This is a genomic window from Pandoraea sp. SD6-2 (genome assembly GCF_000389825.1).
Lineage (GTDB): Bacteria > Pseudomonadota > Gammaproteobacteria > Burkholderiales > Burkholderiaceae > Pandoraea > Pandoraea communis.
The window spans coordinates 96,501-109,931 of record NZ_KB944425.1; the positions used below are offsets into that span (position 1 = coordinate 96,501).

The following is a 13,431-nucleotide window of genomic DNA, read 5'->3' on the forward strand; positions in this document are numbered from 1 at the left end:
GTTGCCATGCCTACCATCGCTCAGCGCGCCAGACTCGAACCTCCTGGTGCGAACGCCACGCCGGCCGACGCTTTCCACGCCTACGGCACAACGCCCGCCCCTGCGGCGCGCGCGTCGGCCACCGCCACCGGCACTGCCATCGCCGCCACGCCGGCGAGCACGCAAACCCTCCCCCCGACCGACGTTTTCGCAACACCGCGGCAACGCAATCGACACACCCCTCGCGTTCGCCTCGACGCAACGCTCGACATCACGCTCAGCCGCGCAGCCGTCTCGACGCTTGCCATCACGTTGGCGATGAGTCTGCCGCTGCCATGGCGCGTCGAGACGATTCGTCCGATCCGGCGCGATACCGCGGCCGTGGTGTCGATTGCGTTGCCGCGTATCGAAGCCTCACGGGCCATGCACGTCGTCATGCAATCGTTACCGGAAGCCGAGTTCGGCGCGTTGCGTCTGCGCGCTGCGGCCTAAGCCACCGACATTCCGGCGTCGCTTCGATGCGTCTCTCGCTCTGCGCACAACCCTGCTCCCCTGATATGAACACAGCCATCTTCGAAGGCGTGTGGATTCCACTCGTCACGCCCATGACCGGCGCCAATGGCGCTCAGATCGATCGCAACGCCTTCGCGCGTCTGGTCGACTACTACCTTGCTGCAGGAGTGAACGGCCTGGTCGTGGCCGGCACGACGGGCGAAGGCACATTGCTGGACGACGACGAGCGCCGCTGGCTCGTCGAGACGGCTTGCCATCTCGCGCACGGACATGCGCCGGTGGTGGCCGGTGTCGGCGCGGCCGATACGGCCAACGCCGCGCAGCAAATTCGCAACATCGAAGACCTGCCGCTTGCCGGATATCTCGTGCCTCCGCCGTACTATCTGCGCCCGTCGCAGGAGGGCATTCTCTGGCACTACCGAACGCTGGCGGCGGGCACGCGCAAACCGCTCGTGCTCTATAACGTGCCGCTGCGCACGGGGGTGACACTTGGGGTGGAGACGATCCGTGAGCTGGCGTCGCACGACGCGTTCGCGGCAATCAAGGAATGCGACGCGCATCCGCTCCTGCATTTGCCGTCGCAGGTCACCATGCGCGTGCTGTGCGGCGACGACATGCAGTTGCTGCCCGCCCTGCAAGCGGGCGCCGTCGGATGCATCTCGGCGGCGGCTCACATTCGACCCGACCTCTATCTGAAGCTGTTCCGCTACGTGCGTGAGGGCGACATGACCCACGCGACGACACTCTTCAACGGGATGAAGCCGCTCATTCGCCGGCTGTTTTCCGAGCCAAATCCGGTGGCGATCAAAGCCGCACTCGCTTCACTGGGGCTGTGTCCGGAAACGGTTCGCCGGCCGCTCATGCCTTGCACGCCCGCGCTTCGCAGAGAGATCGACACCCAACTCGAAGTGACGATGGCGTTCTGACTCCGGACACGCTCCGTCACCGCGCGCCAAGCACGTCGCCTGAATGCCCTTACGACAGGACACCCGTTATGGATGACATCGAACAGCGTCACCGCACCGTCGCCCGTCTGCTCATCAAGCTCTCGGGAATCACGTTGGCCCGGCTCGCTTACGCGACCGGCATCACCGGCAACACGATTTCGCGCTGGGTACATGGCGATCACTGTGCGCTGGGACCGCAAGGCCGGGAAAAACTGTTCGCGGCGCTCGGGGCCTACAGCGACGGCACTCACGTACGGCTCGCGCCGCGCGCCACCGGTGCCGCGCAGCCGGTGTTCCAGATCAACGGCCTGGTGCAGGCGGAGCGCTTCGCCACGCTCGCCGCGCTGACGTCGACGCAGTTCGTCGCGGCGCGCGAGACGTGTCAGGGAAAGACGCTCGTGAGCGTTGTCACCGACATCAGCGGGCAAACCACAGCATTGCTCGTCGGCACGCGCGAGGCCCTCGACGAGTTGTATGCGGAGTTGGGCATCGCCGTCTCGCCGAAACGCCGTTTGGAGGCGGGACTCCGCAGTTACGCTTCAGGCAGCGAAGCGGGGCGTCTACACTCGAACTGACTGCACTTTGCGTAACGAAGCACCAGCACCCGCCAATCCGTTCTCGGCCCCCCGTCAACGATGGAGCGTGTCATGACGACAGATCGCATCAACAAGCGCATGAAGGTGTACGCCTCGGAAGGCTGGCAGGACACGGGATACAAGATCGGCGCACAGTCTGCGCCGAAAGTGATCCTAAGGGCGTCGGGCGAATGGTGCACGCGCACGGACGACCGCAAGTTCGGACGCCGCGACGCCGACGGGCGCACGCCGAATTCCGGCGCAACGTATCTGCACAATGTCTCGGGCGATGACGGGTATCCGTATCACGGCCCCGACGCACTGATGGGGCAATTGATTGGGCGATTCGGCAAGGACGGGCAGCCGTTTCTCATCGGCAAACACAAGTCATTCCGCGTCGATGGGATGCCCTCGGACGTGTCGCTGTGGCTATGCTGCAACGATCCGTTGGGAAGCGCTAAACGCGACAACGATGGTGCGCTCGACGTGACACTCGAACTGGACGATGCCAGCGACGTCTTCGCGCCCCGCAGCCAGCACTTCGACCGGCCGTCAGGGACCTGGGTTGATGATTGACAGGCTAGGTAAATCATTGATGTCATGGCGACCGGTGGCGGCACGCTCGCCGCCGTGATCCACGTGGTGGAGTCCCGTCTCGCACGTAATCAAAAGCCATCCCCGGCGACGCGACGTCCGATTTTCGCGATCCATACAAGCCCCGGCGAAATGAACACTTCCTTGAAGCTCAGGGGTTCAAGGCATCGCCAGCGAAGTCCGTGACCCCGTATGAAAGCTCCCCTCTGTCTGGTTGTGGGCCACGCCTTCTAGCGTGTGAGTAACACCGAGCGTCGCTCGCGCTTTGCCGCGCGCCAAAGGTCAGACTATCCCGAAACCACTTCAGATCATTCACCACGGACCTCGCGCCCGACTGAATTTTCCCAAATAGCCGAATATATTCATTCATCGCACTTTAGTTATATCGTAGTCCAAATACTACTGACAAATGGAACTCGTCCCTCTCCGCCACGGGGCTTTTTTCTGACGTTTTTGTTCCGCCTTGCGCCAACGATAGTGGCTCCGCCATAGGCACCGCAGCAGATGCTCAATTTGTGCTCACTGGCTCAGCGAAACTCAATTGGTCCGTGTACTCAGGCCAGCCGTTTGTGGTTGACGAAATTGAGTATCGAGATTTTGTCTGCACAAAAGCGACACCAGCAGATATAGCAAAGTACCTTCACGACGGAGCAATTCTGGGTTGGGCGAGAGGAAACGCGGAAATCGGACCGCGCGCACTTGGTAATCGCTCAATTTTGGCGAGCCCATTTAGCAAACAGACACTTCTTCGATTGAATCAACTAAAGCGGCGAGAGTCATTTCGACCAATCGCCCCAGTTTGCAGTGCAGAGGAGGTCGGTGAGCATTTTTCCCCGGCCAAATCTAGCCCCTACATGCTCTTCTTCCATCAGGTTCTAAACCCGCATCTCCAAGCTATCACTCATGTGGATGGATCTGCGCGAGTTCAGACAGTGACTTATGAGCAAAATGCTGCGCTTCATTCAGTTCTTTCCGAATTTCGAAAACTCTGCGGCGTTGGCGTGCTTTGTAATACGTCGTTGAATTTCAACGGTACGGGCTTCATCAACCGAGGTTCCGATCTGGCCAACTATGCGCGCGAGGTCCATCTGGATGGATTTGTCATTGAGGATAGGCTCTATATGCGAAAAAACAGCCCCGCCGAAATACTTGGAGAGACGTCGTGACCCCATCCCCCCACATCGGAAACTACCCACGCCTTCTCGCCTCCCGTTCCGTGGGGGCCGCCATCTTGTGGATCGACTTCACGTTGATCTTCGAGAATCTGGCATTCCGCTGGAACGCAGACGCTGTTTCGGTCGGTTTAGCCATGATGCTGTATGGCTTACCCGGCGTACTATTCGGGCCATGGCTGGGCGCCTATGCAGATAGAGTCTGCCCATGGCGTCTCTTGCGTTGGAGCTATGTCGTGAGAGTGCTCTCCGCCATCGCGCTCTGGCAAGCACCGACGCTCGACATATTCCTAGCATGCGTCGCGCTCAAGGGGCTCTCCAACATCGCGCCAGCCCCTGCCGAACAACAACTCTTCCGGCATCTTCTCGACGACAACGCACTTTCCGCGAACGCAGGGCGAGTAACGCTCATTGATCAAATCACCAAACTCGTTGCGCCTCTCGTTGCAGCCTTCACCGCTTATGCCGGCTTTTCCGGCTTCACTATTTCCGCAGCGCTTGGTGTAGCTGGTTTCTTGCTCGTGTCGGGATCGAGAACACCTATCAACACCGGCGTCCATCACTCCACCCAACGAACCCGCCCGCTCTGGACGGTATTCCACTCGATATTACGTGATCACGCCGTGTTAAGGCGCGTGTTTATCGTGACGCTTTGCCAAGCGTTCATCCTTGGTTTTTACGATGCACTGTTATCCCTCTTCCTGAAGGCGCGCGGTTATCCGGACGGTACCTTCGGCAGCATCGTCGGCTGTACGGCGGCGGGTGCGATGATCGGTGCCTTTGTCTTCCGGCACGCCGTCAGGCTATGCAAATCAACGACATTGCTCGCAACATCCTGTTCACTGTTCGGGCTAACGATTTTGATACCGGCCGTCATGGTGTACGCGGATGTCACCGTACCGTTGCCCCTCATGCTCTGCCTATGGATCGGCAACGGGCTCGGGTATGGACTCGGTGTCATGTTGATGATGGTGACGTTTCAACGCGAGTGCCCTCGCGAAACGCTAGGCACAGTGACCTCGACCGGCAGAAGCCTTCAACTGCTGGTTTTGATCACCGCACCATTGGCCGGTGGAGCGCTCTCAAGCGTCACAAGCATCGAACTCGTGTTCCTGGTTGCGGGCGTGTCGGCAGTGGGACTTGGCGTCTTCGCCCGAAGCCCACTGCGCTCAACCACCTCTCGCCTGCCCCGTTCGCAATAGTAATAGCAACCTCACTGCCACCCAAACCGCCGTGCAAACATGCCTTTCATCATCTGCGTCAACACGGCGTAGGCGAGGAGGATGGCGGCGAGCATCGGGAAGTACGCGAGCGGCAGCGCCTGCATCTTGAACGTGTCCGCAAACGGCGACATCGGCAGCATCAGGCCGATCAGCATCACCGCGCCCGTCATCAGCAGCAATGGCCACGCGGCGCGGCTCTGCACGAACGGAATACGGCGCGTGCGGATCAGGTGCACGATCAGCGTCTGCGACAACAGCCCTTCGACGAACCAGCCGGACTGGAACAGCGTCTGGTGCTCGGCGCTGTTCGCGCCGAACAGGTGCCACATCGCCAGGAACGTCAGCACGTCGAAAATCGAGCTGATCGGGCCGAAGAACACCATAAAGCGCGACAGATCCGCCGGGTTCCAGCGCTGCGGCCGCGTCAGTTGCTCGTCGTCGACGTTGTCGAACGGAATCGTCGTTTGCGACAGGTCGTAAAGCAGATTCTGCGTGAGCAGCTGCAACGGCAGCATCGGCAGGAACGGCAAGAACGCACTCGCAATCAGCACCGAGAAGACATTGCCGAAGTTCGAGCTGGCCGTCATCTTGATGTACTTGAGCATGTTCGCAAACGTGCGACGCCCTTCGATCACCCCCTGCTCAAGCACCATCAGGCTCTTCTCGAGCAGGATCATATCGGCCGCCTCCTTGGCGATGTCCACCGCCGTATCCACCGAGATGCCGATATCTGCGGCACGCAACGCCGGCGCATCGTTGATGCCGTCGCCCATGAAGCCCACCACGTGACCGTTCGCACGCAGCATCCGCACGAGCCGTTCCTTGTGCGCCGGCGTGAGCTTCGCGAACACGTTGGCACGCTCGACGGTCTGCGCCAGTTCCGCATCGCTCATCGCCTCGATGTCATCGCCCAGCACGCAGCCGTTCACCTTCAGGCCAACCTCGCGGCAGACCTTCGCCGTCACGAGATCGTTATCGCCCGTGAGCACCTTGACGTCGACGCCTGCCGCCGCGAGCGCCGTCAACGCGGGCGCCGTCGACTCCTTGGGCGGATCGAGAAACGCAATGTAGCCGACGAGCACGAGTTCGCTTTCGTCCGCAACCCCGTAGCGCTCGCGCACGGGCGGCAAATGACGCGTCGCCACCGCCACCACGCGCAGCCCTTCGGCGTTCAGATCGGCCGTCACGCGACGCAGGCGAGCCAGCACGTCGGGCGTCAGCGGTTCGACATTCGCGCCGTGCTGCACACGGTCGCACACCGCCATCACCTCTTCCACCGCGCCCTTGCAGATCAACTCGTGATGCGCACCGTTCTCGCTGACCACCACCGACATGCGACGGCGCTGGAAGTCGAACGGAATCTCATCGATCTTGCGGTAGCGGTTCACCACGTCCAGACGCTGATGCAACTCCGCATGATCGAGCACCGCCACATCGAGCAGGTTCTTCAGGCCGGTCTGGTAGAAGCTGTTGAGATAGGCGTACTCGAGCACGTCTTCGGAGCCATGGCCCCAGACATCGGTGTGACGCTCAAGACAAATCTTGTCCTGCGTGAGCGTGCCGGTCTTGTCCGTGCACAGCACATCCATCGCGCCGAAGTTCTGAATCGCATCGAGCCGCTTGACGATCACCTTCTTGCGCGAGAGCACGACCGCACCCTTCGCCAGCGTAGCCGTCACGATCATCGGCAGCATTTCAGGTGTCAGACCGACCGCCACCGACAGCGCAAACAACGAGGCTTCGAGCCAGTCGTGCTTGGTAAAGCCGTTGATGAGCAACACGATGGGGGTCATGACCATCATGAAGCGGATCAGCACCCACGACACGCGATTCACGCCTTGCTGGAACGACGTGACCGTCGGTTGCAGCGCCGTGACGCGCTGCGCGAGCGAGCCGAAGAAGGTGCGCGCACCGGTTGCCACGACCACCGCCGTGGCCGAGCCGCTAACAACGTTCGTGCCCATGAACGCGAGATTGTCGTAAGCGAGCGGATGGCTCCCGCCGGACTCGCACGCGTGCGCAAATTTCTCGACAGGCAGCGCCTCGCCGGTGAGGGCCGATTGCGAGACGAACAAGTCCTTGGCCGCGAGAATGCGTACATCCGCCGGAATCATGTCACCGGCCGCGAGCAACACGATGTCGCCCGGCACGAGTTCCGCCAACGGAATTTCGCAGCCCATGCGGCCCAGACGGCGCACATTGTCGGGCTCTGCGCCACCGTCGCCCAGCGCCTCGCGGCGCAGCACCGTGGCCGTGGTGCTCACCATCGCTTTGAGCTTCTCCGCAGCCTTGTTCGAACGCGCTTCCTGCACAAATCGCAACACCGTGGAAATGATCACCATCGACGCGATGATGATCGTTCCCTCGGTGTCGTCGGTCGCAAATGACACAGCGGCCAGTGCCGAGAGCAGCAGATTGAACGGATTGCGGTAGCAGTTGAACAGGTGCCGCCACCAGGGCAACGGCTTTTCGTGCTCGACTTCGTTGGCGCCGACATGTGCCCGCACGGTGGCGGCTTCGTCGTCGGACAGCCCGTCGCGGGTGGTGCTCAGCCGTGCGAGCAGATCCGGGCCGGCGTCGCGGGCGGCGTCGACGAGACCCGGCGGTGCCTCATGGCCGTGCGCTGGTGCGTCGAGGGTTTCGAGCATGTCGCGGCGACGGAAGAAGCGCAGCCCAAGGCGCGCGCCAAGCACCGCAATCAGTCGCTCGCTGAGCGTGAGAGCTTGTTGCATCGGATACATCCTGAAAATGTCCGGGGCACCGGTGAACCGCCTGCGCCCCCGAAAGTCGTGAGGCAGGCTCAGCCCGCCGTTTTTTCGCGGCGCACGAACGCCCGCAGCCACTGCCCGAGACGCGCCCCTGCGCCCGGACGCACCGTTTCAGTGGCTTCCGGATGCGGATCGACGTGATAGTGATGCAGGCACTCGCTCGGCAGCATCAGGGCTTGCGGATTACCGCTGCGAAGGGTCATTGAGTAACGGAACACGATGAATCTCCCGGCCGCGCGGCAATCCGCCCGGCGCAGGCGATGAGATCGAGTCCGGCGACCGGTGCACAACGGCAAATGGTCCGAAAACGAACACACGCGCACGGCGGGACAGCCCGAACGGCAGATGTAAAGCTAATTAGGGAGCGTGCTACGAAAGACGGACGCTATCGGTATGACCCAATAAAACCCTTTGGCCTGTGGGCCAAGGGGACAGGGCAATCGAGACGTACATCAGAGGTGCGCGCCAACCCGGCTATGCGAGTCAGCGGCGGGGAAGATCCCGGGGACTAACTCGCGGTGATGGTGTCGACCTGTGTCGACCGGCAACTACCACTAGAACCACTGTCCACGGAAGGACCTCCTGAAAGCTATAACGGCGCAATCTTACCCCCAAGTGCGTCGAAAGAAAAGTGACAATTCAACGCGTTACAAAATGATGACAAATGCAACTTTCCAACGGAAAGCGGCTCAGTCAGAATTCGTCATGTTTTCGTCACAAACCGCCTGCCGGCGGCCGTCGATGCGCCGGCGCTGCGTGTGCAGCCTGGTAGCGCCGCTGACCACCGGCAGTCACCTCTGGCCTCCCGGACTTCATGGATTCACTCAACCGCGCCCTCTTTCTGGCCATCAACGCCTCGCCCAATGTGAGCGAAGGTGAATTGGCCGTCGCCGTCTTCCTCGCCAAGTATCTGATCGTCCTGCTCCCGGTGGGGCTGGTCACCCTGTGGCTTGCAGGCGGACGTGACCGCGAAGGTGCCGTTCACGGTCTGCTGGGCGTGGGGCTCGTGCTGCTGATCAACTTCATCATCGGGCTGGCCTGGGCCGAGCCGCGGCCGTTCGTCGCCGGTGTCGGCACGAACCTGCTCCCCCATGCCCCCACCAGCGCATTTCCCAGCAACCACGCGTCGCTCATGTTCACGTCGGCATTCGTCCTGATGGGGATGGCCGCACGCACGCCGCGCCTGCTCGGCCGCTTGCTGTTGATTTGCGCGCTGCCGGTGTGCTGGGCACGCATTTATCTCGGCGTTCACTGGCCGGTCGACATGCTTGGCGGACTGGTCGTGTCGATTGCGGCCGCACTCATCATGCGCACGGCGAGCGCACGGGAAACGAGCCGTATCGTCTCGGCCATCCTCGAAGGCATCTATCGCCGCCTGATGGCATGGCCAATCGCGCGCGGCTGGCTGCGTCGCTGAAATAAGAAAACGTGGGAACTGCCGGAGGGACTGCGAGGAACTTCGGAGATGCGGGGAGGGTTGGGAGACTCGGGAGATCCGAATCTCCCAGTGATGATGCGCAGAGGGAAATCAGCGGTGGTATTCGCCAGCGGCTTCGGGCTGGTAATCGATGCCGAGCAATTCCAGCTCGATCAGGTGGCCACCCGGCACTTGCCAGTGAATCGACTGGCCGACGCGCAGACCAAGCAGCGCACTGCCCACGGGCGCCAGTACCGAAATGCCGCTTTGCGTGCTCGCCAGATGCTGCGGGTACACGAGCGTCGCACGGTGCTCCTGCTGCGTGGCGAGATCACGATAGCGCACCACCGAATTCATCGTGGCGACATCGGCCGGGATTTGCTCCGGTTCGACGACGCTCGCCCGGGCAAGCTCTGTTTCGAGTGCCTCCACATACGGCAATGCCGCACGCGGCGCCTGCGCCATAAGCGCTTCCAGGCGTTCGAGGTCGAGAGTCGAGACAGTGATCGAGGGACGTTGGGAGTGAACGGTGGACATGTCGACGGGCCTGTTTTTCCTTGACGTTGAGAGAGTGGCCTTCAATCTAACAGAAGCCCCGCGCGGCGAGAAGTCCCGGACTTGACCGCCATCCGCTAGAATCGACGCATCAAGACGTCTCCAAAAGCCGAATTCATGTCCGAAACTACGACGAACGCCGCTCTCTTCGAGCGTGCCCAGCAAACCATTCCCGGCGGCGTGAACTCGCCGGTCCGCGCCTTCCGCTCGGTCGGCGGTACCCCCCGCTTCATTGCCCGTGCACAAGGCCCCTACATGTGGGACGCCGAAGGCACCCGTTATATCGACTACATCGGCTCGTGGGGTCCGATGATCGTCGGCCACCTGCATCCGGACGTCGTCGCTGCCGTGCAAACTGCCATGTCGCAAGGCTTCAGCTTCGGTGCCCCCACCGAGGCCGAAGTGGTGATGGCCGAGGAAATCTGCCGTCTCGTGCCGTCCATCGAACAGGTGCGTCTGGTGTCCTCCGGCACCGAGGCCACGATGAGCGCGCTGCGCCTGGCGCGCGGCTTTACGGGTCGCAACAAGATCGTCAAATTCGAAGGCTGCTATCACGGTCACGCGGACAGCCTGCTGGTCAAGGCCGGTTCGGGTCTGCTGACGTTCGCCGATTCGACGCGCAACGCGCCGTCGTCGGCCGGCGTGCCGCCCGAAGTCACGCGCGACACGCTCGTGCTCGAGTACAACAACGTCGAGCAGCTTCGCGAGCTGTTCGCCGGGCAAGGCGGTGAGATTGCCGCCGTGATCGTCGAGCCGGTGGCCGGCAACATGAATCTCGTGCGCGGCTCACGCCACTTCCTGCAAACGCTGCGCGAGCTGTGCACTGCGCACGGCACCGTGCTGATCTTCGACGAAGTGATGTGCGGGTTCCGCGTCGGTCTGGGCGGTGCGCAAGCGCTCTACGGCATTGCGGCCGACCTCACCTGCCTTGGCAAGGTCATCGGCGGCGGCATGCCCGCTGCGGCGTTCGGCGGCCGGCGCGACATCATGTCGCACCTCGCGCCGCTGGGCGGCGTCTATCAGGCAGGCACGCTCTCCGGAAACCCGCTGGCGGTCGCCGCCGGCCTCGCCACGCTCAAGCTGATTCAGGCGCCGGGCTTCTACGAGGATCTGGCCAAGCGCACGTCCAAGCTCGTCACCGGGCTCGTCGACGCAGCACAGGCAGCCGGTGTGCCGTTCTCGGGCGACAGCGTCGGCGGCATGTTCGGCCTGTACTTCCGCGCCAACGTGCCGCAGAGCTTTGCCGAAGTCACGACGTCCGACGTTGCCCGTTTCAACAAGTTTTTCCACGCGATGCTCGATCGCGGCGTCTATCTCGCGCCGAGCGCCTTCGAAGCCGGCTTTGTCTCGGCAACGCACGACGACACGATCATCGACGCCACGCTCGACGCCGCCCGCGATGCCTTCCGGGCCGTCGCCTGAACGTCTCGCATCCCGCGCGCGTCACCGGCACCGAGTCACCGACTTTATTCGCTCACATATCGAACCGGGGCTGCGGGCAGGTCCCGCCCGCCCCAACAGGGAGAAACACCATGCAAATGCTGCTGCCGACCAAGCTCCGTCAGTCGTTTGTTCGCTGGCTCGCACTGGGACTGCTCACGTCCTTGCTGTCTGCCTGCGGATACAACCAGATTCAGGTCAAGGATGAAGCCGTCAAGGCCGCCTGGAGCGAGGTCGTCAACCAGTACCAGCGCCGCGCCGATCTGGTGCCGAACCTGGTGAATACGGTCAAGGGCTACGCCTCGCACGAGCAATCGACGCTCACCGAAGTGATCAATGCCCGTGCCAAGGCCACAAGCATCACCGTCACGCCCGAGACGCTGAACGACCCGGAGGCGTTCAAGCGATTCCAGCAAGCACAAGGGGAACTGTCCGGCGCACTTTCGCGACTGATGGCCGTCTCGGAGAACTATCCGAATCTGAAGGCCGACGGCCTGTTCCGCGACTTGCAGTCGCAACTCGAAGGCACGGAAAACCGCATCACCGTGGCGCGCAATCGCTACATTCAGGCGGTTCAGGACTACAACGTGTATGTGCGTCAGTTCCCGAACAACCTGACGGCCAAGATGTTCGGCTACGCGGCGAAGCCGAACTTCACGGTGGAAAACGAGAAGGCCATTTCGACCGCGCCGACCGTCAAGTTCTGAGGATCACGTCATGGCTGCCGTCTCTGCTGTCTTCTCCCCGGTCATGCCGGACGGCGGCGGGTTGCCTGCGCGCCATCCGGTGACGAACGCCGCACACGGCAACGCCGCCGGCGCTCGACGACACTCGGCACCGGCGCGCCTGCTTTGGGGCCTCTGGGCACTGGCGCTGGCCTGTCTGTGCTGGCTGGCGTTGCCGGCCGGCGCAGAAACGCTGGTGGCCGTGCCCGCACTCACCGCGCGCGTGACCGACCTGACGGGAACGCTCACGCCTGAGCAACGCAACGCTCTCGAGACACAACTCGCGCAATACGAGCAAGAGCGCGGCAGTCAGATCTTTATTCTGATGGTGCCGAGCACGGCGCCCGAGACCATCGACCAGTACAGTATCCGCGTGGCGGATGCCTGGAAAGCCGGCCGCAAGGGAGTGGACGACGGCGTCATCATGCTCATCGCGAAGAACAATCCGAACGATCTGCGCAAGATGCGCATCGAAGTCGGACGCGGTGTGCAAGGCTCACTCACCGACGCGGTCTCCGGGCGTATCCTGCGCGACGTGATGGCGCCGTATTTCCGCAACGGCGACTTCTTCGGCGGGCTGGCGGCGGGCGTCGCGGCGGTACAGGCCGCCATGAACAACGAGGCGCTGCCCGCGCCGAATCTCCCCTCGACACGCGCTCCGCACTCAGATCTATCCGATTTCCTGCCGCTGCTCTTCATCGTCTTCATCATTGCGATGGTCGTCATCATGGAGAGCCGCCGGCGCTTCCGCGGTCCGGGACTGCCGGGTGGAGATCCCAACGACCCGCGCTCACGCGTATTCACCGGCCAACGCGGACGCATCGGTACGGGCGGGTTCGGCGCCGGCCTCGGTGGCGGACTGGGGGGCGGCTGGGGACGTAACGACGGCGGTGGCTTCGGCGGCGGTGGTGGCGGCTTCGGCGGTGGCGGGGGTGGCGGATTTGACGGCGGCGGCTCGTCGGGGAACTGGTAATGGCGATGACACACGAACCGATCACGGCGCAACAAAGGCCGCACGACATCTCACGCTGGCTGCGGCATCTCGGCACTTGGCGCGCGCACGCCCGATGGATTTTTCCCGACAAGGCGCTGGATACGCTCGAAGCCACCATCCGGGAATCGGAAACCGAACACCGCTGCGAGATCCGTCTGGTCATCGAAGCGGCCATGCCGCTGGCTGCGGTGTGGCACGGCCACACGTGCCGTCAACGCGCCGTTCAACTGTTTCACCAACTCGGCATCGCCCATACGGGCGAGCGCACGGGCATACTGCTGTACATCAACATCGCCGATCACGATATCGAGCTGATCGCCGACAAAGGCGTCCATGCGCGGGTGCCTGCCCATACATGGGACACCGTGGTTAGCGAAATGAGTGCGGGATTCCATGACGAACGTTATGTCCAGAGCGTGCTCGACGCGCTGAACACCCTGCGCGGCATTGCGCGCGAATCCCTGCCGGCCCACGCCGGCGCAGCGCCGGACAATGCGTTGACCGACCGGCCGCTGATGATCTGACGTCT

The 13,431-nt window shown here is 62.6% G+C and carries 14 protein-coding genes and 1 pseudogene; 12 read left to right on the plus strand and 3 right to left on the minus strand.

The features are described from left to right. Positions 1–6 precede the first annotated feature (6 nt). The 7 genes and pseudogenes from C266_RS27655 to C266_RS04025 all read left to right on the plus strand — a co-directional run bounded on the left by C266_RS27655 (position 7) and on the right by C266_RS04025 (position 4,982). Positions 7–471 carry a hypothetical protein gene (locus C266_RS27655; protein WP_010804414.1) on the plus strand — a complete coding sequence of 155 codons (465 nt, stop codon included), beginning with the start codon at positions 7–9 and terminating at the stop codon, positions 469–471. Positions 472–536: 65 nt separating this feature from the next. Then, a complete protein-coding gene (gene dapA / locus C266_RS04005; RefSeq protein WP_010804415.1) occupies positions 537–1,418 on the plus strand; it encodes a 4-hydroxy-tetrahydrodipicolinate synthase in 882 nt (293 codons plus the stop codon). Positions 1,419–1,486: 68 nt separating this feature from the next. Beyond that, on the plus strand, positions 1,487–2,014 hold the full coding sequence (locus tag C266_RS04010; protein ID WP_010804416.1) for a hypothetical protein: 528 nt from the start codon (positions 1,487–1,489) through the stop codon (positions 2,012–2,014). Between the two features lie 72 nt (positions 2,015–2,086). Further along, positions 2,087–2,590, plus strand: coding sequence for an oxidoreductase (locus tag C266_RS04015; RefSeq protein WP_010804417.1), 504 nt, complete (start codon positions 2,087–2,089; stop codon positions 2,588–2,590). Positions 2,591–3,027: 437 nt separating this feature from the next. Next, positions 3,028–3,096: pseudogene (locus C266_RS28240) on the plus strand (hypothetical protein); the annotation flags it as partial. 81 nt (positions 3,097–3,177) lie between these two features. Further along, a complete protein-coding gene (locus C266_RS26590) occupies positions 3,178–3,774 on the plus strand; it encodes a carbamoyltransferase C-terminal domain-containing protein (RefSeq protein WP_246831138.1) in 597 nt (198 codons plus the stop codon). Continuing rightward, entirely contained in the window at positions 3,771–4,982 is a 1,212-nt protein-coding gene (locus C266_RS04025) for an MFS transporter (protein WP_010804419.1), read from the plus strand. The genes C266_RS26590 and C266_RS04025 overlap by 4 nt, the downstream gene beginning before the upstream one ends. Positions 4,983–4,993: 11 nt before the next feature. Here the strand turns inward: C266_RS04025 and mgtA are convergent, their stop codons facing one another. Beyond that, entirely contained in the window at positions 4,994–7,735 is a 2,742-nt protein-coding gene (gene mgtA, locus C266_RS04030; RefSeq protein ID WP_036661472.1) for a magnesium-translocating P-type ATPase, read from the minus strand. Between the two features lie 68 nt (positions 7,736–7,803). Further along, positions 7,804–7,989 carry a hypothetical protein gene (locus C266_RS27245; protein ID WP_144265700.1) on the minus strand — a complete coding sequence of 62 codons (186 nt, stop codon included), beginning with the start codon at positions 7,987–7,989 and terminating at the stop codon, positions 7,804–7,806. A 596-nt stretch (positions 7,990–8,585) separates the two neighbouring features. Between C266_RS27245 and C266_RS04035 the strand changes: the two genes are divergently transcribed. Next, positions 8,586–9,188 (plus strand): phosphatase PAP2 family protein, encoded by a 603-nt coding sequence (locus C266_RS04035; RefSeq protein ID WP_010804421.1) that lies wholly within the window; start codon positions 8,586–8,588, stop codon positions 9,186–9,188. A gap of 111 nt (positions 9,189–9,299) precedes the next feature. Here C266_RS04035 and rnk read toward each other — a convergent pair whose 3' ends face one another. After that, positions 9,300–9,725, minus strand: coding sequence for a nucleoside diphosphate kinase regulator (gene rnk / locus C266_RS04040; protein ID WP_010804422.1), 426 nt, complete (start codon positions 9,723–9,725; stop codon positions 9,300–9,302). Between the two features lie 135 nt (positions 9,726–9,860). On the opposite strand from rnk, the gene hemL reads away from it, so the two are divergent. The 4 genes from hemL (at position 9,861) to C266_RS04060 (ending at position 13,426) form a co-directional block, all read left to right on the plus strand. Next, a complete protein-coding gene (gene hemL, locus C266_RS04045; RefSeq protein ID WP_010804423.1) occupies positions 9,861–11,165 on the plus strand; it encodes a glutamate-1-semialdehyde 2,1-aminomutase in 1,305 nt (434 codons plus the stop codon). 110 nt (positions 11,166–11,275) lie between these two features. Next, a complete protein-coding gene (locus tag C266_RS04050; RefSeq protein WP_010804424.1) occupies positions 11,276–11,890 on the plus strand; it encodes a LemA family protein in 615 nt (204 codons plus the stop codon). Positions 11,891–11,900: 10 nt separating this feature from the next. Further along, positions 11,901–12,881 (plus strand): YgcG family protein, encoded by a 981-nt coding sequence (locus tag C266_RS04055; protein WP_010804425.1) that lies wholly within the window; start codon positions 11,901–11,903, stop codon positions 12,879–12,881. Positions 12,882–12,886: 5 nt separating this feature from the next. Next, positions 12,887–13,426, plus strand: a complete 540-nt coding sequence (locus tag C266_RS04060) for a TPM domain-containing protein (protein WP_168162862.1) — start codon at positions 12,887–12,889, stop codon at positions 13,424–13,426. Positions 13,427–13,431: the final 5 nt, after the last annotated feature.

Bases quoted from the DNA above. Each gene is read 5' to 3' on its own strand.
- C266_RS27655 (WP_010804414.1), top strand. From the start codon at position 7: ATGCCTACCATCGCTCAGCGCGCCAGACTCGAACCTCCTGGTGCGAAC.
- dapA (WP_010804415.1), top strand. From the start codon at position 537: ATGAACACAGCCATCTTCGAAGGCGTGTGGATTCCACTCGTCACGCCC.
- C266_RS04010 (WP_010804416.1), top strand. From the start codon at position 1,487: ATGGATGACATCGAACAGCGTCACCGCACCGTCGCCCGTCTGCTCATC.
- C266_RS04015 (WP_010804417.1), top strand. From the start codon at position 2,087: ATGACGACAGATCGCATCAACAAGCGCATGAAGGTGTACGCCTCGGAA.
- mgtA (WP_036661472.1), bottom strand. From the start codon at position 7,735: ATGCAACAAGCTCTCACGCTCAGCGAGCGACTGATTGCGGTGCTTGGC.
- C266_RS04035 (WP_010804421.1), top strand. From the start codon at position 8,586: ATGGATTCACTCAACCGCGCCCTCTTTCTGGCCATCAACGCCTCGCCC.
- rnk (WP_010804422.1), bottom strand. From the start codon at position 9,725: ATGTCCACCGTTCACTCCCAACGTCCCTCGATCACTGTCTCGACTCTC.
- hemL (WP_010804423.1), top strand. From the start codon at position 9,861: ATGTCCGAAACTACGACGAACGCCGCTCTCTTCGAGCGTGCCCAGCAA.
- C266_RS04050 (WP_010804424.1), top strand. From the start codon at position 11,276: ATGCAAATGCTGCTGCCGACCAAGCTCCGTCAGTCGTTTGTTCGCTGG.
- C266_RS04055 (WP_010804425.1), top strand. From the start codon at position 11,901: ATGGCTGCCGTCTCTGCTGTCTTCTCCCCGGTCATGCCGGACGGCGGC.
- C266_RS04060 (WP_168162862.1), top strand. From the start codon at position 12,887: ATGACACACGAACCGATCACGGCGCAACAAAGGCCGCACGACATCTCA.